At 64.2% G+C, this 20,828-nt stretch carries 19 protein-coding genes; 9 read left to right on the top strand and 10 right to left on the bottom strand.

Features of this window, described 5'->3' with window-relative positions:
• Positions 1-31 precede the first annotated feature (31 nt).
• The 8 genes from J5M58_RS03790 to J5M58_RS03825 all read right to left on the bottom strand — a co-directional run bounded on the left by J5M58_RS03790 (position 32) and on the right by J5M58_RS03825 (position 10,646).
• Positions 32-2,803 (bottom strand): hybrid sensor histidine kinase/response regulator, encoded by a 2,772-nt coding sequence (locus tag J5M58_RS03790; protein WP_112253635.1) that lies wholly within the window; start codon positions 2,801-2,803, stop codon positions 32-34.
• A gap of 143 nt (positions 2,804-2,946) precedes the next feature.
• Complete coding sequence (gene purD / locus J5M58_RS03795; protein WP_075046492.1) at positions 2,947-4,242, bottom strand: phosphoribosylamine--glycine ligase; 1,296 nt, start codon at positions 4,240-4,242, stop codon at positions 2,947-2,949.
• A gap of 135 nt (positions 4,243-4,377) precedes the next feature.
• Positions 4,378-5,985: a bifunctional phosphoribosylaminoimidazolecarboxamide formyltransferase/IMP cyclohydrolase gene (gene purH, locus J5M58_RS03800; RefSeq protein WP_207877203.1), complete on the bottom strand. Its 1,608-nt coding sequence runs from the start codon at positions 5,983-5,985 to the stop codon at positions 4,378-4,380.
• 81 nt (positions 5,986-6,066) lie between these two features.
• The gene (gene fis, locus J5M58_RS03805; protein ID WP_019099786.1) at positions 6,067-6,387 is read right to left on the bottom strand and encodes a DNA-binding transcriptional regulator Fis; all 321 of its coding nucleotides are present in this window, start codon (positions 6,385-6,387) and stop codon (positions 6,067-6,069) included.
• A complete protein-coding gene (dusB, locus tag J5M58_RS03810; protein ID WP_046613238.1) occupies positions 6,384-7,397 on the bottom strand; it encodes a tRNA dihydrouridine synthase DusB in 1,014 nt (337 codons plus the stop codon). The genes fis and dusB overlap by 4 nt, the downstream gene beginning before the upstream one ends.
• A gap of 254 nt (positions 7,398-7,651) precedes the next feature.
• A complete protein-coding gene (locus J5M58_RS03815; RefSeq protein ID WP_207877205.1) occupies positions 7,652-9,022 on the bottom strand; it encodes a DUF3426 domain-containing protein in 1,371 nt (456 codons plus the stop codon).
• A gap of 42 nt (positions 9,023-9,064) precedes the next feature.
• Complete coding sequence (gene prmA / locus J5M58_RS03820) at positions 9,065-9,943, bottom strand: 50S ribosomal protein L11 methyltransferase (protein ID WP_207877207.1); 879 nt, start codon at positions 9,941-9,943, stop codon at positions 9,065-9,067.
• Between the two features lie 247 nt (positions 9,944-10,190).
• Complete coding sequence (locus J5M58_RS03825; RefSeq protein ID WP_112253632.1) at positions 10,191-10,646, bottom strand: MaoC family dehydratase; 456 nt, start codon at positions 10,644-10,646, stop codon at positions 10,191-10,193.
• Between the two features lie 143 nt (positions 10,647-10,789).
• Here J5M58_RS03825 and J5M58_RS03830 point away from each other — a divergent pair, with 143 nt between their 5' ends.
• The 3 genes from J5M58_RS03830 to J5M58_RS03840 are packed head-to-tail and all read left to right on the top strand — an operon-like array spanning position 10,790 to position 12,465.
• On the top strand, positions 10,790-11,152 hold the full coding sequence (locus tag J5M58_RS03830; RefSeq protein WP_207877208.1) for a CidA/LrgA family protein: 363 nt from the start codon (positions 10,790-10,792) through the stop codon (positions 11,150-11,152).
• Positions 11,149-11,865, top strand: coding sequence for an LrgB family protein (locus J5M58_RS03835; RefSeq protein WP_013974365.1), 717 nt, complete (start codon positions 11,149-11,151; stop codon positions 11,863-11,865). The genes J5M58_RS03830 and J5M58_RS03835 overlap by 4 nt, the downstream gene beginning before the upstream one ends.
• Positions 11,866-11,874: 9 nt before the next feature.
• Positions 11,875-12,465 carry an LON peptidase substrate-binding domain-containing protein gene (locus tag J5M58_RS03840; RefSeq protein WP_112253631.1) on the top strand — a complete coding sequence of 197 codons (591 nt, stop codon included), beginning with the start codon at positions 11,875-11,877 and terminating at the stop codon, positions 12,463-12,465.
• 116 nt (positions 12,466-12,581) lie between these two features.
• On the opposite strand, the gene J5M58_RS03845 is transcribed toward J5M58_RS03840, so the two are convergent.
• On the bottom strand, positions 12,582-13,898 hold the full coding sequence (locus J5M58_RS03845; protein WP_112253630.1) for a bifunctional DedA family/phosphatase PAP2 family protein: 1,317 nt from the start codon (positions 13,896-13,898) through the stop codon (positions 12,582-12,584).
• Between the two features lie 3 nt (positions 13,899-13,901).
• Positions 13,902-14,570 (bottom strand): DNA-3-methyladenine glycosylase, encoded by a 669-nt coding sequence (locus tag J5M58_RS03850; protein ID WP_112253629.1) that lies wholly within the window; start codon positions 14,568-14,570, stop codon positions 13,902-13,904.
• Between the two features lie 329 nt (positions 14,571-14,899).
• On the opposite strand from J5M58_RS03850, the gene J5M58_RS03855 reads away from it, so the two are divergent.
• The 6 genes from J5M58_RS03855 to rodA are packed head-to-tail and all read left to right on the top strand — an operon-like array spanning position 14,900 to position 20,822.
• On the top strand, positions 14,900-16,171 hold the full coding sequence (locus tag J5M58_RS03855; RefSeq protein ID WP_112253627.1) for a glutamate-5-semialdehyde dehydrogenase: 1,272 nt from the start codon (positions 14,900-14,902) through the stop codon (positions 16,169-16,171).
• Positions 16,140-16,832, top strand: a complete 693-nt coding sequence (nadD, locus tag J5M58_RS03860; RefSeq protein WP_112253626.1) for a nicotinate-nucleotide adenylyltransferase — start codon at positions 16,140-16,142, stop codon at positions 16,830-16,832. The genes J5M58_RS03855 and nadD overlap by 32 nt, the downstream gene beginning before the upstream one ends.
• Positions 16,833-16,876: 44 nt before the next feature.
• Positions 16,877-17,296 (top strand): ribosome silencing factor, encoded by a 420-nt coding sequence (rsfS, locus tag J5M58_RS03865; RefSeq protein ID WP_009685825.1) that lies wholly within the window; start codon positions 16,877-16,879, stop codon positions 17,294-17,296.
• A gap of 10 nt (positions 17,297-17,306) precedes the next feature.
• A complete protein-coding gene (gene rlmH, locus J5M58_RS03870; RefSeq protein WP_003249722.1) occupies positions 17,307-17,774 on the top strand; it encodes a 23S rRNA (pseudouridine(1915)-N(3))-methyltransferase RlmH in 468 nt (155 codons plus the stop codon).
• Between the two features lie 16 nt (positions 17,775-17,790).
• Positions 17,791-19,680 (top strand): penicillin-binding protein 2, encoded by a 1,890-nt coding sequence (gene mrdA / locus J5M58_RS03875; protein WP_112253625.1) that lies wholly within the window; start codon positions 17,791-17,793, stop codon positions 19,678-19,680.
• Positions 19,681-19,718: 38 nt separating this feature from the next.
• Positions 19,719-20,822 (top strand): rod shape-determining protein RodA, encoded by a 1,104-nt coding sequence (gene rodA, locus J5M58_RS03880; RefSeq protein ID WP_015271941.1) that lies wholly within the window; start codon positions 19,719-19,721, stop codon positions 20,820-20,822.
• Positions 20,823-20,828: the final 6 nt, after the last annotated feature.

Raw genomic sequence — 20,828 nt, forward strand, 5'->3', positions numbered from 1 at the left:
CCCGCGAAGAGGACGGCACAGGCGCCTGAGATCAGGAACTATGCACCGGATCCACCTTGGCTTCCCGCTGATTGGCCCAGTACTGGATCAGCTCTCGCAACTGTGACAATTCCACCGGCTTGGCCATGTGCCCGTCCATGCCCGCCAGGCGGGCGCGTTCCTTGTGTTCAGCAAGTATGTGCGCGGTCAGCGCCACCACCGGGGTGCGCTGGCGCTGGTTGGCGGCTTCCCAGGCGCGCAGTTGCTGGGTGGCCGAGAAACCGTCCAGTATCGGCATCTCGCAGTCCATCAGCACCAGGTCATAGTGCTGCGCCTTCATCGCCTGCAAGGCCTCTTCGCCATTGCTGGCGGTGTCGGGCTCAAGGTTGAGCTTGCCGAGCATGCCGCGGATCACCTTGGTCGAAATGCTGTTGTCCTCGGCGACCAGCACGCGGAAGTCGCCGGGCAGGTCCAGTGCCTGGGGGCTGCCGGGCAAACTGGGCGGTACGGCTTGCTCGCGGCCGCGTTGGGCCAGCTCTTCGGCCAGGGTGGTTTTCAGCGTGTAGCCGGCCACCGGCTTGGCGAGGATCCGCTTGACCCCGGCGTTGCGCGCAATGACCTTGCTCGGCGCATTGCTGATGCCGGTAAGCATCACCACCAGGATGTCGTGGTTCAGGCTCGGGTCTTCCTTGATCTTGGCGGCCAGCTGCATGCCGGTCATGCCTGGCATGTTCTGGTCCAGCAGCACGGCATCGAAGTAGTCGCGCAGATGAGCCTTGGTGCGCAGCAGGGCCAAGGCTTCCTTGCCCGACGGGACTGCGCTGACGTTCATGCCCCAGGCGCTGCACTGCTGTACCAGCACCTTGCGGCAGGTGTCGTTGTCGTCCACCACCAGCACGCGGGCATCGCGCAGCGGGCTGTCGAGGTCTGCCGGTGGCTGTTCCAGGCGCGAAGGGTCCAGTGGCAGGGTCAGCCACAGGGTGTTGCCCATGCCGGTGCTGCTCTTGATACCGAACTCACCCTGCATCAGGCCGATCAACTGCTTGGCGATGACCAGCCCCAGGTGGCCGCCCAGCTTGTTGCTGGAGAGGAAGTGATGGCTGTGCAACTCGGCCTGCAGCAGGGCTTCGCGGTCAGCGGCAGGCAACGGTTCGCCGCTGTCCTGCACGGCGATGCGCAGGCGCGGTACCTCGCCGCGCTGGTCCAACGCCACTACCAGCAGGATCTCGCCCTGGCTGGTGTTTTTCAGGGCATTCTCCAGCAGGCTCGACAAGGCCTGGCGCAGGCGCGTCGGGTCGCCGCTGATCACCCGTGGTACCTGCGGCTGGGTGAAGCTGATCAGTTCGATGTTCTGTTGTTCGGCCTTGGCGCGGAAGATGTTCAGGCAATCCTCGATCAGGGCGTTGAGGTCGAACTGCACATCATCGAGTTCGATCTGCCGGGATTCCAGCTTGGAAATGTCGAGAATCTCGTTGATCAGCGTGAGCAGTTCGTTGCCGGCGCTGTGAATGGTCTGCACGTAGTCGCGCTGCTTGACCGACAGCGGCGTGCCAAGCAGCAGTTCGGTCATGCCCAGCACACCGTTCATGGGGGTGCGGATTTCGTGGCTGATCTTGGCCAGGAACTCGGCCTTGGCGTTGATCTCGGCATCGCTGGCGGCCAGGGCGCGGCTGGCGCTGAAGCGCTCCTCGCTCATGCGTCGCAGGCGTTCGCTGACTGCCAGGTTGAGCAGCAGGCCGCTGGCCACGGTCAGGCCCAGCAGGATGCACAGCAGCCAGGGTGTCGAGGTACGAGTCAGGCCCAGCAGCGCCGGCAGCAGCACCAGGCCACCGAGGTTGAACACCACCATGGCCAGGCTGAACAGGCGTGCTGGCGCATAGCCCTTGTACCAGTGGTAGCTGCTGACCAGCAGCATGCTCACGCTGCCCAGGGCCATCAGGGCGTAGGTCATCAGGTTGAGCGGCAGGGTGTCGACGAACAGCAGCACCAATCCGCTCACCCCGGCCACCAGCATCTCGCCCTGCAGCAGGCGGTTGAGCCGTGGCGAGTTGCATGGCGAGAAGAAATGCTGGGTGAAACACAGCCCGGCCAGGCCGGCCAGGACCAGCGTCAGGTATGCGGCGGGTGTTTGCGCGCTATGCCACACGTGCCACCAGGGGCCGCTGAGGTTCAGCAGGATCAGGCCGCTGAGCAGCATCAGGCCATGGTACAGCGCCAGTATCAGGGTGGTGTTGGAGCGGCTGTAGAGGAAGCGGATCAGGTTGTGCAGGATCAGCATCACCAGCCCGCCGAACAGCATGCCGAACAGCAGTGGCTGGCGCTGGTCGGAGGCTGCCACGGCCGCAGGCTCCAGGCTGATGGCCGGGCGTAGCTGGTGTTCGGAAACCAGGCGCAGGTAGATATCCAGGGGTTGCTTGCTGTTGGGCAGGGGCAATACATGGTCGCTGCCGCGCAGGGTCGGGCTGGCATTGCCGGCCTGGCGCCCATGGTGCAGCTGACGCAGAAGCTGGTCGCCCTCGAGGGCGTAGAGGTCCAGGCCGGAAAGGTCTGGGGCGAAAACCCGCAGCAGTTGTTCCTGCTCGCCGGGCTCCAGGCGGTAGTGCAGCCACAGGGCCTGTTCCGCAGGTGCGGCATCCAGTTCGGCAAGTACCAGCGGGCTGAACTGGTTGCGGTAACGCTCGGAACGCACATCGCTCAGTTGCAGGTTGGCCTGTTCGTCGAGCAGAACGGCCCAGCCTCCGTCATGTTCGGCCGCAGCCGGGAACATGCAGAGCAAGGTCAGCAAGCTGACGATCAGAGCTGAGGCAATCCGAAGCCGACGCACTACGAAATCCCTTCTTAGCCAAGGTGCCGGGTATTAACTATGCGCGGCGCGCCAAGTCGAAGGCAAGGCCCCTCGGGGCCCTGTCGACGAGCCGGATGCCGCAGGCGCAAGGTGCTGGGCGCGCTGCGGCAGTCCGGTACCACTTACTGCTGGTGCTCACCGCGTTCGCGGGCGATGGCCCGGTAGCCGATGTCGGTGCGGTAGAAGCTGCCGTTCCAGCTTACTTCCTTGGCCAGGCGGTAAGCCTGCTGCTGCGCGTCGGCAACAGTGCTGCCCATGGCGGTGGCACACAGCACACGCCCACCGTTGGTGGTCACCTTGCCATCCTTGAGTGCGGTACCGGCATGGAACACCTTGCCTTCAATCTTCGCGGCAGCGTCCAGGCCGTTGATCACGTCACCCTTGGCGTAGTCGCCTGGGTAACCGCCGGCAGCCAGCACAACGCCCAGGCTCGGGCGCGGGTCCCACTGTGCTTCGACCTTGTCCAGTGCCTTGGCGAAGGCTGCTTCGACCAGCAGCACCAGGCTCGATTCCAGGCGCAGCATGACCGGCTGGGTCTCCGGGTCGCCGAAGCGGCAGTTGAACTCGATGACCTTGGGGTTGCCCGCCTTGTCGATCATCAGGCCGGCGTAGAGGAAGCCGGTATAGACGTTGCCTTCCTCGGCCATGCCGCGCACGGTCGGCCAGATCACCTGGTCCATCACGCGCTGGTGCACTTCGGCGGTGACTACCGGGGCAGGGGAGTAGGCACCCATGCCGCCGGTGTTCGGGCCGGTATCCTGGTCGCCGACGCGCTTGTGGTCCTGGCTGGTGGCCATGGGCAGCACGTTCTGGCCGTCGACCATGACGATGAAGCTGGCTTCCTCGCCGTCGAGGAACTCCTCGATGACCACGCGGGAGCCCGCATCGCCGAAGGCGTTGCCGGCCAGCATGTCACGCACGGCGGCTTCGGCTTCTTCCAGGGTCATGGCGACGATCACGCCCTTGCCCGCGGCCAGGCCGTCGGCCTTGATCACGATCGGCGCGCCTTTTTCCTGCAGGTAGGCCAGCGCCGGCTCGATTTCGGTGAAGTTCTGGTAGTCGGCGGTCGGGATCTTGTGACGCGCCAGGAAGTCCTTGGTGAAGGCCTTGGAGCCTTCCAGCTGGGCCGCGCCCTTGGTCGGACCGAAGCAGTCCAGGCCGCGGCTGCGGAACAGGTCGACCACGCCGATGACCAGGGGGGCTTCCGGGCCGACGATGGTCAGGTCGACGTTCTTCTCGGCGAAGTCAGCCAGTTGCTCCAGGGCGCAAACGTCGATGGCAACGTTTTCGCACTTGGCTTCAATGGCGGTGCCGGCGTTGCCCGGTGCAACGAAGACTTTCTCGACGCGTGGGTCCTGGGCGACTTTCCAGGCCAGGGCGTGCTCACGGCCGCCGCTGCCGATGATCAAAACTTTCATGTCAAAACCTCTGTTTGGCGGCAGACCTCGTACCCTGTGGGAGCGGGTTCACCCGCGAATACGGCGGTGAACCCAGCATCGCATTCGCGGGTGAACCCGCTCCCACAGGGGCCGAGGGTCGGCCGGCCATCTTGATTAGTGGCGGAAGTGGCGCATGCCGGTGAAGACCATCGCGATACCTGCCTCGTCGGCAGCGGCGATGACTTCAGCATCACGCATCGAACCACCCGGCTGGATCACGGCGCTGATACCTACTTTAGCCGCATTGTCGATGCCATCACGGAACGGGAAGAACGCATCCGACGCCATGACTGCGCCCTGCACTTGCAGGCCGGCATGCTCGGCCTTGATTGCAGCAATGCGCGCGGAGTTGACGCGGCTCATCTGGCCGGCGCCGACGCCGATGGTCTGGCGCTGCTTGGCGTAGACAATGGCGTTGGACTTGACGAACTTGGCCACTTTCCAGGCAAACACCAGGTCGTGGATCTCTTGCTCGGTCGGCGCACGCTTGGTGACGATCTTCAGGTCACCGGCAGTGATCATGCCGATATCGCGGCTTTGGACCAGCAGGCCACCGTTGACACGCTTGAAGTCCCAACCGGCTGCGCGCTCGGCTGGCCACTCGCCGCACTCCAGCAGGCGTACGTTCTGCTTGGCGGCAACCACGTCGCGCGCGGCCTGGGAGATTTTCGGGGCGATGATCACTTCGACGAACTGGCGGTCGACGATGGCCTTGGCGGTTTCGCCGTCCAGTTCGCGGTTGAAGGCGATGATGCCGCCGAACGCCGACTCGGTGTCGGTGGCGTAGGCCAGGTCGTAGGCCTTGCGAATGCCGCCTTCGTCCTCAGGTACCACGGCCACGCCGCATGGGTTGGCGTGCTTGACGATGACGCAGGCCGGCTTGACGAAGCTCTTCACGCACTCCAGTGCGGCGTCGGTGTCGGCAACGTTGTTGAACGACAGTTCCTTGCCCTGCAACTGGATGGCGGTGGAAACGCTGGCCTCGCCTTTCTTCGCTTCTACGTAGAACGCCGCGCTCTGGTGCGGGTTCTCGCCGTAGCGCATTTCCTGGGCCTTGACGAACTGGCTGTTGAAGGTGCGCGGGAACTCGCTGCGGCCTTCGGTGCTCAGGGTTTCTTTGGCCTGGTCGATGGTGCCCATGTAGTTGGCGATCATGCCGTCGTAGGCAGCGGTGTGTTCGAACGCCTTGAGCATCAGGTCGAAGCGCTGGGCGTAGGTCAGGCCACCGGCCTTGAGGCCTTCGACGATGCCGGCGTAGTCGCTGGCGTTGACCACGATGGCCACGTCCTTGTGGTTCTTGGCAGCCGAACGGACCATGGTCGGGCCGCCGATGTCGATGTTCTCGATGGCGGTCGGCAGGTCACAGCCAGGCTTGGAAATGGTCGCTTCGAACGGGTACAGGTTGACCGCTACCAGGTCGATCGGCTTGATGCCGTGCTCGTTCATGATGGCATCGTCGGTGCCGCGACGGCCGAGGATGCCACCGTGGATTTTCGGGTGCAGGGTCTTGACCCGGCCATCCATCATTTCGGCGAAGCCGGTGTAGTCGGCCACTTCCACCGCGTTGACGCCGTTGTCCTTGAGCAGCTTGTAGGTGCCGCCGGTGGACAGGATCTCGACACCGAGCTGCTGCAGCTCACGGGCGAATTCGAGGATACCGGTCTTGTCGGAGACGCTGATCAGGGCGCGGCGGACTGGCAGGCGGGTAGTCTGGTCGGTCATTTCGGGTTCCAATAACGCGGTGGAGTCAGCAAAAAAGGCGCCTCTGTTCAGGGAGCCGCCTTTTCTGGTTGGGATTCTGGCTTACAACAAGTCGTACTGCTTGAGCTTCTTGCGCAGGGTACCTCGGTTCAGCCCGAGCATCTCGCTGGCCTTGGTCTGGTTGCCCTTCACGTAGTTCATCACGCATTCGAGCAGGGGCGCCTCGACTTCGGAGAGCACCAGGTTGTACACGTCCGTCACGGTCGCGCCTTCCAGGTGGGCGAAGTAGTTGTGCAGCGCCTTCTCGACGCTGTCGCGAAGGGTCTGGCCCTCTTCGCTCGGCGTGTTGAGGTGCTGTTTCAGGTTGGCGTTGTCGCTCACGGGCGTTGTTCCACTCACAAATGTCTCGGTCATCATCGTCATGCGGCCACCCCTTGTCCGTCCTCTGTCTCAAGGCTCTGTCGACGTTCGCTGAAAAACGCGCGAACGTTGGCGCACTGCGCTTGTGTGTCTTCCAAAGCGTTGAACCGGGAGCGAAACTCCTTGCCGCCGGGTCGTGTTGCCAGGTACCAGCCAACGTGCTTGCGGGCGATACGTACGCCCATCACATCGCCATAGAAGGCATGCAGCGCGGCCAGGTGCTCCAGCAGGATGCGTTCCACTTCGTCCAGCTGCGGCGCTGGCAGGTGTTCGCCAGTGCGCAGGTAATGCTCGATCTCGCGAAAGATCCATGGCCGCCCCTGGGCGGCACGGCCGATCAACAGGCCATCGACCCCGGTGGCGTCCAGCACCGCCCGGGCCTTTTCTGGCGAGGTGATATCGCCGTTGGCGAAAACCGGGATCGACACCGCCTGCTTGATCGCAGCGATGGTGTCGTATTCGGCTTCGCCGGTGTACAGGTCGGCGCGTGTGCGGCCATGCACCGCCAGCGCCTGGATGCCGGCCTGCTCGGCGATCCTCGCCACGTTCAGGCCGTTCTTGTTCGCCCGGTCCCAACCGGTGCGGATCTTCAGGGTCACCGGAACGTCCACGGCGCCGACCACGGCGTGGAGAATCTCGCTGACCAAGGCTTCATCTCTCAATAAAGCAGAGCCTGCGGCTTTGTTGCAGACTTTTTTTGCCGGGCAGCCCATGTTGATATCAATGATCTGGGCACCCGCTTCGACGTTGGCCTTTGCCGCCGCTGCCATCATCTGCGCATCACCGCCGGCGATCTGCACCGAGCGGGGCTCGGGATCACCTTCATGGATGCGGCGCAGGCTCGACTTGCGGCTGTTCCACAGGCTCATGTCGCTGGAGACCATTTCCGACACCACCATGCCGGCGCCCAGGCGCTGACAAAGCGTACGGAAAGGCTGGTCCGTGACCCCGGCCATGGGCGCGAGGATCAGGTTGTTACGTAGTGTGTATGGGCCGATGCGTACCGCCGACATAGGTGATCCCTGTTGTGGGGCCGAATCTTGGAGTTCGAAAAAGGGTTGGCATGATACCCGCTCTCGATGACCGGATAAAGATGGATTTGGATAAAATCTGAACAGTTGTCGGCTTATGACTTTTGGTACGGACGAGGCCCCAGGACCTTGCGCGGCCCCTGTGGGAGCGGGCGTGCCCGCGAAGCAGGCGGCGCAATGGGTGGCACGGGCTTCGCCCGTGTTCGCGGGCACGCCCGCTCCCACAGGGTCGGTGGCTATTCCGGCGAGCGGAAGCTCAGGCTGTAGTTCACTGCCTTCGGCCCTGGGTCGAGGATGTCCAGGGCGATATGGATTGGGGTCTGGCTGGGCATTTCGCCACGCCCGGCCAGTTCGCCCGACAGGTACTCGCTGGGCTTGAAGCGCCGGCTGGCGATCAGCTGGCCATTGAGATCGGCGAAGCGCAGCTCCAGCAGCGGGAAAGGCTGGGCGAACGGTGCGCGGTTGTAGATGATCGCATCGACGATCAGCGCGCCCTTGAAGTCCGGGTGGCTGCGGACCACCAGGTTGCTGCTCTTGATTCGGGCGATATCGACGCGGGTCGGCACCTCGCAGCCGACCAATGGGCAGACTTGCTGGAAAAGCGGCCGATATTGGTCCTGGCGGGCCATTTCGTCGAAATGGAACCACACGTACTGGAACGCCAGCAAGCCAGCGGCCAGCAGGGTCAGGAAGCCCCACAACAGGCGCTTGCCCCAGTTGGGTGCGGGCTTTTCCCAGCCCAGCTGCAGCGGGTCGTCGACCACATCGACCAGCGGCTCCTTGCGCGCCGGGCGCTCGGCTTTGCCGGCAAGGCCTGGCTCCAGGCGTTCGCCGGGTAGCGGCTCGACAGGCTCGTCATCGCGCGCTGACAGGCGCAGCTCCAGCGGCTCGTCATCGCGGGCGCTCAGGCCCAGTATGGGGGCTTCATCATCGCTGGCTCTCAGCGGGTCGTCGAATTCGGGGTGATCATCGATTTCGGCGGCAGGGTGGACCGGTGGCTCGTCGTCGATGTCCAGGTCCAGATTGCCGCTTAATGTCGGCTCGGTCCGCTCGCCAGGGGCGGGTTGCAGATTCAGCTCCAGGGGCTCCGGCTCCCGCAGCACGGGCGCGGGTTCAATTTCCGGTTGCGGTTCGAACGGCTCATCGGTAGCCGTACCGAACAGGTCGTCGGCATGTTCGTCCGGGTGCAGTTCGTCACGCCGCGCCTGCAGGCCGTCATCCTGGCTTGCCGGGCGAGCCGTGGCCGGTTGGCCGCGGCGTTCCAGGCGCTCCAGCTCCATGTCGAGGTCGAGCGCTTCCAGCGCCTGGGAGGTAAGTGCCCAGTCCTCGTCCGCGGTGATGCCCGGCGCGCTGGCGACAGGCTCGGGTTCGATCGCCGGTTCGATCGCCTCGACCGGCGGCTCGGCAGGGGCAGCTGGCATCGGCGCCGGCACCGCAGGGGCGCTGGCTCCGCTGGCGCGGTTCTGCTCCAGCAGCTGCCTGGCGGCGTTGAACACCTGCAGGCAGTGGCCGCAGCGCACCACGCCGCGGGCCACACTCAACTGATGATGGGTGACGCGAAAGCTGGTCTGGCAATGCGGGCACTGGGTGACGAAACTGTCGGTCATGCGGCGATCCGGGAGCTATGCAGAAAAGTATTCTAGGCCCGCTTAGCGGCGGCGACCACTGATGCGCACCCAGCCGTCGCGCACGACGATCGGGTCCAGCTCGAAGTCGGCGGCATACGCGGTGGCAACTTCCTCACCTTGCTCGGCGAGGATACCCGACAGTGCCAGCAGGCCACCTGGGCGGACCAGGCCGGACAGTTGCGGTGCCAGCGACACCAGCGGGCCGGCGAGGATGTTGGCGACCAGTACATCGGCCTGCATGGCCGGCATGTTCTCGGGCAGGTACAGCGCCAGCTTCTCGTCGGCGATGCCGTTGCGCTGGGCGTTGTCGCGCGAAGCCTCGATCGCCTGCACGTCGATGTCGGTACCGACTGCCTCACGGGCGCCGAGCAGCAGCGCGGCGATGGCCAGGATGCCCGAGCCGCAGCCGAAGTCCAGCACCTGGGTGCCTTCGAGCTGCTGGCCGTCGAGCCATTCCAGGCACAGGGCAGTGGTGGGGTGCGTGCCGGTACCGAACGCCAGGCCTGGGTCGAGCAGCAGGTTCACCGCGTCCTGTTCCGGGGCCTCGTGCCAGCTGGGCACGATCCACAGGCGGCGGCCGAAGCGCATCGGCTGGAAGTTGTCCATCCAGCTGCGTTCCCAGTCCTGGTCCTCGATCACCTCGGCCTGGTGCTCGGGCAGCTCGGCGCCAGTCAGCAGGCGCAGGTGGGAGAACACCTGCTCGGGCTCGGCATCGGCCTCGAACAGGGCCAGCAGGTGGGTATGCGACCACAGCGGAGTGGTGTTGAGGTCTGGTTCGAAGATCGGTTGATCCTCGGCATCCATGAACGTGACCGAGACGGCGCCCACTTCGAGCAGGGCATCTTCGTAGGTTTCGGCTTGTTCCGGGCTGATGGCCAGGCGTACTTGCAGCCAGGGCATGGCGGGCACCTTTGGTAAATCGACAGGGGCAGCCCAAGGCTGCGCGAAGGCTGGCAGTTTACGCGAGTGCGGTGGGTTTGTAGAGGAGGCCTGGCGCAGACCCTGTGAGGGCTACTGCCTTGCGCAATATTGAAATCCTGGCATGAGCCCTGTGGGAGCGGGCGCGCCCGCGAACACGGGCAAAGCCCGTGCCATCCACCGCGGTGCCTGCTTCGCGGGCATGCCCGCTCCCACAGAATGGGGTGCTTCAGATAAAGCAGAGGGAAAGCGACTCAGCTATATAAGCAGGCTTCTCTTCCCCATCGATCTCCAGCGTGGCAATCGCCTTGAGCAACCACTGCCCCGGCCTTTTTTCCGTCACCTCGGCCAGGTCCACCTTCAGCCGCACCTGGCTGTCGACCTTGACCGGCTGGATGAACCGTACGCTGTCCAGGCCATAGTTCACCACCATCTTCAGCCCTTCGGGAAGGACCAGGATGTCCTCGATCAGCTTGGGAATCAGCGACAACGTCAGGAAACCGTGGGCGATCGTGCTGCCGAACGGGGTTTTCGCCGCCTTTTCCGGGTCGACATGGATGAACTGGAAGTCGCCCGTGGCCTCGGCGAACAGGTTGATGCGCTGCTGGTCGATCTTCAGCCAGGCCGAGTGGCCCAGTTCCTTACCAACGTACTGCGAAAGCTCTGTAACCGGTACATGGGGCATCGCGGACTCTCCGAGTTGTAAGTTGGCACGAAAGTGCAAGATCAGCACGACGAACCGTATCAGTCAAGTTGCGCGCTTTTCGACGAATATCGGTATGTGGCGGCACGTGCTTATAATGACGGCCATGCTCGAGGGAGATGCTTATGCTGTTGCGTGGTTTGACCTGGCTGGTGCTGTTCCAGCTGCTGGGGACGGCGATCAACCACCTGTTGGTGTCGTTTCTGCCGGGGCCGATCATCGGCCTGTTGCTGCTGTTGTTCTTCCTCATGGCCCGTGGAGAGGTGGGCAAGCCGCTGAACGAGGCCGCCAGCAGCCTGCTGCGTTACCTGCCGCTGTTGCTGGTGCCGCCGGCGGTGGGGGTAATGGTGTATGCCAAGGATATTGCCGCCGACTTCTGGGCCATTGCCGGTGCCTTGCTGATCTCCTGCCTTGTCACCCTAGTGTTCGTCGGCGTATTGATGCAAAAGCTCATCCACCGCCAGGGCCGACGCGAGGAGCAGCCATGATGCTCGACTGGCAAGGCGCACTGGATGCGGTCGTTCATCATCCGTTGTTCGGTATTGGCATCACGCTTGGGGCCTACCAGGTGGTACTGGCGGCCTACGAGAAGACCCGCTGGATCTTCCTGCAGCCGGTACTGGTGTCGATGCTGCTGGTGATCGGCGTGTTGCTGGTGTGTGGCATCGACTACAGCGAATACCGCAAGAGCACCGAAATCATGAACATCTTGCTGGGGCCTGCCACCGTGGCCCTGGCCGTGCCGCTCTACCTCAACCTGCGGCGTATCCGGCAGCTGTTCTGGCCCACATTTACTACGCTGGTAGTCGGAGGCCTGTTCGCCACGCTGTGCTGCCTGTTGCTGGGCTGGTGGTTCGGTGCCGAGCACATGATCCTCATGACCATGGCGCCGAAGTCGGTGACCTCGCCGATCGCCATGCTGGTGGCCGAGCAGATTGGCGGCGTGGCGGCCCTGGCTGCGGTGTTCGTGTTGATTACCGGGGTGATCGGAGCAATCTTCGGCCCGGCGCTGCTGAGCCGTTTTGGCGTGCATAGCCCCGAGGCGCGCGGCATGTCGCTGGGCGTAACGGCACACGCGGTGGGCACTTCGGTGGCCCTGCAGGAAAGTGACGAATGCGGCGCCTTTGCCGCGCTGGCGATGAGCCTGATGGGGGTGGCCACGGCGGTGTTCCTGCCGCTGGCGGTCAGCCTGGTGGCTTGAGGACTTGTGATGACGCTACCGCTGTTTCCCCTCAATACCGTGCTGTTTCCTGGTTGTTTCCTCGATTTGCAGATTTTCGAGGCGCGCTACCTGGACATGATCGGGCGCTGCATGAAGCGGGGCGAAGGTTTTGGCGTGGTATGCATCCTGGAAGGCGAGCAGGTTGGCAAGGCGCCGCCAGTGGTCGCCTCGATCGGCTGCGAGGCAGTGATCCGTGACTTCGTGCAGCAGGATAACGGCTTGCTGGGTATCCGCGTGGAAGGTGTGCGACGCTTCAATCTGGACAGCACCGAGGTGCAGAAGGATCAGTTGCTGGTAGGGCAGGTGCAATGGTTGCCGGAGCAGGTGGACAGCCCGTTGCTCGAGGTGGACGAAGACCTGCTGGCGTTGCTGGTGGCCCTGGGCGAGCACCCGATGGTCGAAGCCCTGGACATGCCGCGCCCGGTGGGCGGGCGCCAGGCGTTGGCCAACCAGCTGGCGTATCTGCTGCCGTTCATGGAAGAGGACAAGCTGGATCTGCTCAGCCTCGACTCGCCACAGGAGCGGTTGGGCGAGATCCAGAAGCTGCTGGAGAGGATTCAGGGAGAGCTGTTTGCCTGATAGTGATGTGTTGCCAGTACCGGCCTCTTCGCGGGTAAACCCGCTCCCACAGGTACTGCATCAAGCCTGAGAACGGCGCTATCTCTGGGAGCGGGTTTACCCGCGAAGAGGCCATATCAATACTGATACCGCAGCAAAGCCTGCGGCAGCGCATGCATGGCAAAGAAAGCCAGCAATGCGACACATGCCGGCAACACCAGCCACCACACCCGCAGTGGCAATGCCGGCAGGGTCTGGTGACGCTGCGCCAGTGCCAGGCTGAGCGCGCACACACAGCATGCCAGCAAGGCCCCGGCGAGGATATCAGTCGGCCAGTGCGCGCCCAGATACACCCGTGACAGGGCAATCGCCAGCGCCGGAATGCAGCCCAGCATTACCCAGGTCAGGCGCATCCGCGGCGGCTGCCCGCGCCCGGCCAGCACCGCCATTACCAGGAAGAACGCAAACGACGCCGAGCTGTGTCCGCTGGGCATGCTGTAGCTGGTCAGCGGGTCACTCAGCACTTCCGGGCGGGCCCGCGCGAACAGCCATTTCAGCGTGCCATTGGCAAATGCCGTACCCATCAGCGTGCCCGCGGCGAACATCGCATGCCGCCACTGCCGGGCAAGCAGCAGCAGGCCCGTCAGCAGGCCGCCTAGGAATAACTGGGTGCGGAAGTCGCCCAGCCGGGTCACCAGCACCACGGCGCCGTCGATGGCCTGGCTGCGGTGCTCCTGCACCAGTGTCATCACGCCCTGGTCGAACTCGTGCAGGTAGGGCCAGCCGAGGAATACCCCGGCCAAGGCAAGGAAACTCATGCCGGCGATCAGCCGGGTGCCGTGGCGTTGATCGCGAATGCTGGTGTTCAGGCTCAGCCCGATGATGACTGCCAGGGTGCCGGCGATGATCCCGGCGTCCAGCCAGAAGCCTTCCGGCAAGGGTAGGCGCATGGCTGCGCCGGTAGCCCAGCCGGGCAGCAAATAAGCCACCGCCCAGCCGGCACCGGCCACCAGGCTGACGGCGATGAAGCGCGGCAGCGGCATGTCAAACATGCCGGCGACCATCGGCAGCATCGGCCGCAACGGCCCGATGAAACGCCCTACCAGCAGGCTGGCGATGCCGTAGCGCTGGAAGTAGGCCTCGGCGCTGCCTATCCATTCCGGATGGTGGCGCAGCAGGGGCAGGCGGCGAATGTTCTGATGGAAGTACTTGCCCACCGTGTACGACAAGGCATCGCCAACCAGGCCGCCGAGAAAGCCCAGCAGGAGGGTTTCGCCCAGGCTGAAGGTGCCGCTGCCGGCCAGTACCGCTACCGCGAACAGTAGTACGGTGCCTGGCACGATGATGCCGGCAATGGCCAGGCATTCGATGCAGGCCACCAGGAATATTGCCAGGCCAAGCCACTGCGGGTTGGCGCTGAGCCAGCCAGTCAGGCTGTCGAGCCATTGGCCCATGGTTCAGCTTCCTTGTTCGAGAATGAAGAAGTCGCGGCCTTCGACTTGGCCACGACGTAACGGGTTCCGCGTGCAGAAACGGGCGTACTCGGCATCGACGAAACGGTAGGGCAGGTGCTCGTCGCGGCCATGCGGGATGCCCAGGCGGGCAGCCTGGATCACCCGTGGCACGGCGTTGCCGCAATCCTCCACGTACAGGCGCTCGGCATCGAAACGCTGGGCATCCCAATGCGGCACCTTCAGGCCCAGCGCCCGGCACAGCAAGGTCTGGCCGGCGCACAGGCGCTCGACGGGGCGCAGATTGCCGCTGGCATCGGGGTTGTTCAGTTGCATCTGCGCCAGGCTGTTCGGCCCTGAACGGGCGTCCTGCCAAGGATAGGCCGACTTGATCAGCACGGCGTTGCCTGGCCCGTGGGCGCTGAAGTTCAGCGAGTCGCCGCCGCGTGCGTAGTACATATAGATATGCCCGCCATCGAGGAACAATGCCTTGCGTTTCTCGGTGTAGCCGAGCGAGGCGTGGCTGCCCTTGTCGGTGAGGTAGTAGGCCTCGGTCTCGATGATGCGCGCGGCCAACCACAGGTCGCCGTGGCGATGGCGGATGACCTTGCCCAGCAAGGCCTTGGCCAGGGTTTGGGCATCGCGGTCGAAAAAGCTGTCGGGCAAGGCTGGCATGCGGGCGGTTCGCGGCTGGGAAGGCGGGGATGATAGCAATGAATGGCTTAATCGAGGCTGAATCAAGAGTGATGTTGGCAGGGTCGGCCTCTTCGCGGGTAAACCCGCTCCCACAGGAAACTTACAAGAATCGAGTCATGCAACCCCCTGTGGGAGCGGGTTTACCCGCGAATAGGCCGCAGTAGGAGAAAGAAATTTCGTTAAGCCCAGTTACATCTTTCCTACACAATGCCCCCAGCCATTTTCTACCATCCGCCACCCGCCGCTGGGCGTACACCTGCGCGCCAGTTATAATCAGCCGATTTCCCCTTCGCCAAGACACCGAACCCATGACTGAGTCCGTTCTTGACTATATGACCCGCCTGGGTCGCGCTGCCCGAGAGGCTTCCCGGGTGATCGGTCGTGCCAGCACCGCGCAGAAGAACCGCGCCCTGCAAGCTGCCGCCGACGCACTGGACGCCGCTCGTGCCGAGCTGACTGCTGCCAACGAGCTGGACCTGGCCGCCGGCCGCGCCAACGGCCTGGAGCCTGCGCTGCTCGATCGCCTGGCGCTGACCCCGGCGCGTATCGACGGCATGATCACCGGCCTGCGCCAGGTGGCCAGCCTGCCGGACCCGGTCGGTGCCATCCGCGACATGAGCTACCGCCCATCGGGTATTCAGGTCGGCAAGATGCGCACGCCGCTGGGGGTGATCGGGATCATCTACGAATCGCGCCCGAACGTGACCATCGATGCCGCCAGCCTGTGCCTGAAGTCTGGTAACGCGACCATCCTGCGTGGCGGCTCCGAAGCCATCCACTCCAACCGCGCCATCGCCACCTGCATCCAGCGTGGCCTGGCAGCTGCCGGCCTGCCGGCAGCCGTGGTGCAGGTGGTCGAGACTACCGACCGCGAAGCCGTGGGCGCGCTGATCAGCATGCCGGAATTCGTCGACGTCATCGTGCCGCGCGGTGGCCGTGGCCTGATCGAACGCATCAGCCGCGATGCCCGAGTGCCAGTGATCAAGCACCTGGACGGTATCTGCCATGTCTACGTCAGCCAGCACGCCGACCTGGACAAGGCCTGGCGCGTGGCGTTCAACGCCAAGACGTACCGCTACGGCATCTGTGGCGCCATGGAAACGCTGCTGGTCGACCAGCAGGTGGCCGAGCGCTTCCTGCCGGAAATGGCCCGCCGCTTCCTGGAGAAGGGCGTCGAACTGCGTGGCTGCGAGCGCACCCGGGCGATCATCGACGCCAAGCCGGCTACCGAGGCCGACTGGCACACCGAATACCTGGACGCGATCCTGTCGATCCGCGTGGTCGACGGCCTGGATCAGGCGATCGAGCACATCAACCACTATGGTTCGCACCACACCGATTCGATCATCAGCGAACACCAGGGCGAAGCCCGCCAGTTCATGGCCGAGGTCGACTCGGCGTCGGTCATGCTCAACACCCCGACCTGCTTTGCCGACGGCTTCGAGTACGGCCTGGGTGCGGAAATCGGCATTTCCACCGACAAGCTGCATGCCCGTGGCCCGGTCGGCCTGGAAGGCCTGACTTGCGAGAAGTACGTAGTGATCGGCGATGGCCAGCTGCGCGGCCAGGAGTCCTGCTGAGTTGAGCAAGGCCCAGGCAGTCCGGCGCATCGGCATTCTTGGCGGCACCTTCGACCCCGTGCATATCGGCCACCTGCGCAGCGCGCTGGAAGTGGCGGAGTTCATGGGGCTGGACGAGCTGCGTCTGCTGCCCAACGCCCGGCCGCCGCACCGTGACACCCCGCAGGTGGCCGCGCAGGACCGCCTGGCCATGGTGCAAGGCGCCGTGCAGGGCGTGCCCTGCCTGAGCGTGGATGCTCGCGAGCTGGCGCGCGACAAGCCGTCGTACACCATCGACACGCTGGAGTCGATCCGCGCCGAACTGGCCGCCGACGACCAGCTGTTCCTGGTGCTGGGCTGGGATGCCTTCTGTGGCCTGCCCGGCTGGCACCGCTGGGAAGAATTGCTGCAACACTGTCACATCCTGGTGCTGCAGCGCCCGGATGCCGACGTAGAACCCCCTGACGAGCTGCGCAACCTGCTGGCTGCGCGCTCGGAGAGCGATCCCACCGCCATGTCCGGCCCGGCGGGAAACATTTCGTTCGTCTGGCAGACGCCGCTTGCGGTGTCGGCTACACAGATCCGACAGCTGCTGGCCAGCGGCAAATCGGTGAGGTTCCTGGTGCCGGACGCCGTACTGGCCTATATCGAGGCGCACGAACTGTATCGTGCGCCCAACTGACGGTGCCTCCTGGCGCCTCATCCAACGAGTTGAACGAGTTTTATATGACCAAGCAGAAAATTTACGGCGAAGAACTGGTCGCAGTGACCAAGGCCGCGCTGGAAGACGTCAAGGCCCAGGACATCCAGGTCATCGACGTGCGTGAAAAGCACAGCCTGACCGACTACATGATCATTGCCACCGGTACCTCCAACCGCCAGATCAACGCGATGGCCGAAAAGGTCCGCGAAGCGGTCAAGGCCAAGGGTGCCCAGCCACTGGGTGAAGAAGGCAAGGGCGACAGCGACTGGGTGCTGCTGGACCTGAACGACGTCATCGTGCACATGATGACCGCCGCTGCCCGCCAGTTCTACGACCTGGAGCGCCTGTGGCAGGGTGCCGAGCAAAGCCGTGCCGCCGATGGCAAGCACCACAGCCCGGACCATGCCCACGAGTACTCCGACAAGCTCAAAGACCGCGAATGAGGAAAGCGCTGTGCGTCTGCGCCTGATCGCGGTCGGCTCGCGCATGCCGAAGTGGGTCGAGGAAGGCTGGCATGAATATGCCAAGCGCCTGCCCGCCGAGCTGTCGCTGGAGCTGGTGGAAATCCCGCTGAACACCCGAGGCAAGAATGCCGACGTCGCCCGCTTGATCCGTCAGGAGGGCGAAGCCATGCTGAGCAAGGTTCAGCCTGGGGAGCGCATCGTTACCCTCGAGGTACATGGCAAGCCCTGGAGTACCGAACAGCTGGCGACCGAGCTGGACCGCTGGCGCCTGGATGCGCGCACGGTGAATTTGATGGTGGGTGGCCCGGAAGGCCTGGCACCCGAGGTCTGCGCGCGCGCCGAGCAACGCTGGTCGCTGTCGCCGCTGACCTTGCCGCACCCGTTGGTAAGGATACTCATCGGCGAGCAGATCTACCGCGCCTGGACCGTGCTGTCCGGGCATCCTTACCATAAATGAGCCTGTAAGCAGTCCGATGTCGCAGCCGATCCGTCTCAAGGACCACGAGAAAGACGCCCGCCTGGTGCGCAACCGCGTCGTGGTCGGCGCAGTGGCGATCATGCTGCTCATTTGCGTGTTGATTGCGCGGCTGTATTACCTGCAGGTCATCCAGCACGACTATCACTCGACGCTGTCGGAGAACAACCGGGTGCATGTGCAGCCGATCCCGCCGACCCGCGGGTTGATCTTCGACCGCAACGGGGTGATCGTCGCCGATAACCGGCCCAGCTTCAGCCTGTCGATGACCCGCGAACGTGCGGGTAACTGGCAGGAAGTGCTGGATACCATCGTCGAAGTGCTGGAACTGACGCCCGACGACCGCGCCCTGTTCGAGAAGCGCATGCGCCAGGGTCGCCGGCCGTTCGAGCCGGTGCCGATCCTGTTCGAACTCAACGAAGAGCAGATCGCCCGCGTGGCGGTGAACCAGTTCCGCCTGCCGGGCGTGGAAGTGGTGGCCCAGTTGGTACGCCATTACCCGCAGGGCGCGCACTTTGCCCATTCGGTGGGGTATGTGGGGCGGATCAACGAAAAAGAGCTGAAAACGCTGGACCCGGTGAACTACAGCGGCACCCACCACATCGGCAAGACTGGCATCGAACGCTTCTACGAGGCCGAATTGCATGGCCAGGTGGGCTACGAGGAAGTCGAGACCAACGCCCGCGGCCGTGTGCTGCGGGTGCTCAAGCGCACCGACCCGAAACCGGGCAAGGACATCGTGCTGAGTCTGGACATCAAGCTGCAGGAGGCTGCCGAGGCCGCCCTGGGTGGCCGGCGTGGTGCGGTGGTGGCGCTTGACCCGCGTACCGGCGAGGTGCTGGCGATGGTCAGCCAGCCCAGCTTCGACCCCAACCTGTTCGTCACCGGCATCGGCTTCAAGGCCTATGCCGAACTGCGCGACTCGATCGACCGACCGTTGTTCAACCGCGTGCTGCGCGGCCTGTACCCACCGGGCTCGACCATCAAGCCGGCAGTGGCCATCGCCGGCCTGGACAGCGGTGTGGTCAATGCCGGCAGCCGGGTGTTCGACCCGGGCTACTACCAGCTGCCCAACTACGATCACAAATACCGTAACTGGAACCGCTCGGGCGATGGCTGGGTCGATCTGGACGCCGCGATCATGCGTTCCAACGACACCTACTTCTACGACCTTGCCCACAAGATGGGCATCGATCGGCTGTCCAGCTACATGAACAAGTTCGGCATCGGCCAGCGGGTTTCCCTCGACATGTTCGAGGAATCCGCCGGGCTGATGCCGTCGCGCGAGTGGAAGCGCGCCACCCGTCGCCAGGCCTGGTTCCCCGGCGAAACCCTGATCCTCGGCATCGGCCAGGGCTACATGCAGGCCACGCCGCTGCAACTTGCCCAGGCCACTGCGCTGATCGCCAACAAGGGCGTGTGGAACCGCCCGCACCTGGCCAAGACCATCGAAGGCCAGCCGCCGGTGGACGACAACCCCATGGAAAACATCGTGCTGCGTGACAAGTCCGACTGGGCCAAGGTCACTCATGGCATGGAGCAGGTGATGCACAACGCTCGTGGTACCGCACGCAAGGCGGCCATCGGCTCGCAGTACCGCATTGCCGGCAAGAGTGGCACGGCCCAGGTGGTGGCGATCAAGCAGGGCGAGAAGTACGACCGCAACAAGCTGCAGGAGCGCCACCGCGACCACGCCCTGTTCGTCGCCTTCGCCCCGGCCGAGGACCCGAAGATCGTTGTTTCGGTCATGGTCGAGAACGGTGAGTCCGGCTCGGGCGTCGCCGCCCCGGTGGTGCGCCAGGTGATGGACGCCTGGCTGCTTGACGAAAATGGCCGGCTCAAGCCCGAGTTCGCGCCTGCCACGGTTACCCAGGAATCAGCCCTGTGATGAACAATTTCGATCGCATGCTCTCCAGCGAGGATGTGATGCGTAGGCGCGCCAGCTTTCTGCAGCGCATCCACGTCGACGGCCCTTTGCTGATCATTCTGCTGACCCTTGCGGCCGGCAGCCTGTTTGTCCTGTATTCGGCCAGTGGCAAGAACTGGGACCTGCTGCTCAAGCAGGCCACCTCGTTCGGCATCGGCCTGGTGTCGATGTTCATCATCGCCCAGCTGGAGCCGCGCTTCATGGCCCGTTGGGTGCCGCTGGCCTACCTGGCCGGGGTGCTGCTGCTTGTGGTGGTGGACGTGATGGGCCACAACGCGATGGGCGCCACGCGCTGGATCAACATCCCCGGGGTGATCCGCTTCCAGCCCTCGGAGTTCATGAAGATCATCATGCCGGCGACCATCGCCTGGTACCTGTCCAAGCGCACCTTGCCGCCGCATCTGAAACATGTGGCGATCAGCCTGGTGCTGATCGGCGTGCCGTTCATCCTGATCGTGCGCCAGCCCGACCTGGGCACGGCGCTGCTGATCCTTGCCTCCGGGGCTTTCGTGCTGTTCATGGGCGGCCTGCGCTGGCGCTGGATCCTCAGCGTACTGGCGGCTGCGGTGCCAGTGGCGGTGGCGATGTGGTTCTTCGTCATGCACGACTACCAGAAGCAGCGGGTACTGACGTTCCTGGACCCGGAAAGCGATCCGTTGGGCACTGGCTGGAACATCATCCAGTCGAAGGCGGCCATTGGCTCGGGCGGCGTGTTCGGCAAGGGGTGGCTGCTGGGCACCCAGTCGCACCTGGACTTCCTGCCGGAAAGCCACACCGACTTCATCATCGCCGTTCTCGGCGAGGAGTTCGGTCTGGTCGGCATCTGCCTGCTGCTGATCGTCTACTTGCTGCTGATCGGCCGTGGCCTGATGATCACCGCCCAGGCGCAGACCCTGTTCGGCAAGCTGCTGGCGGGCAGCCTGACCATGACCTTCTTTGTATACGTGTTCGTCAATATCGGTATGGTCAGCGGCCTTCTGCCCGTAGTGGGCGTGCCGCTGCCCTTCATCAGCTATGGCGGAACTTCGTTGGTGACGCTGCTGTCAGCGTTTGGCGTTTTGATGTCGATCCACACGCACCGCAAATGGATCGCTCAGGTTTGAATAAGG

It is taken from the genome of Pseudomonas sp. 32_A, assembly GCF_017490905.1.
Lineage (GTDB): Bacteria > Pseudomonadota > Gammaproteobacteria > Pseudomonadales > Pseudomonadaceae > Aquipseudomonas > Aquipseudomonas inefficax.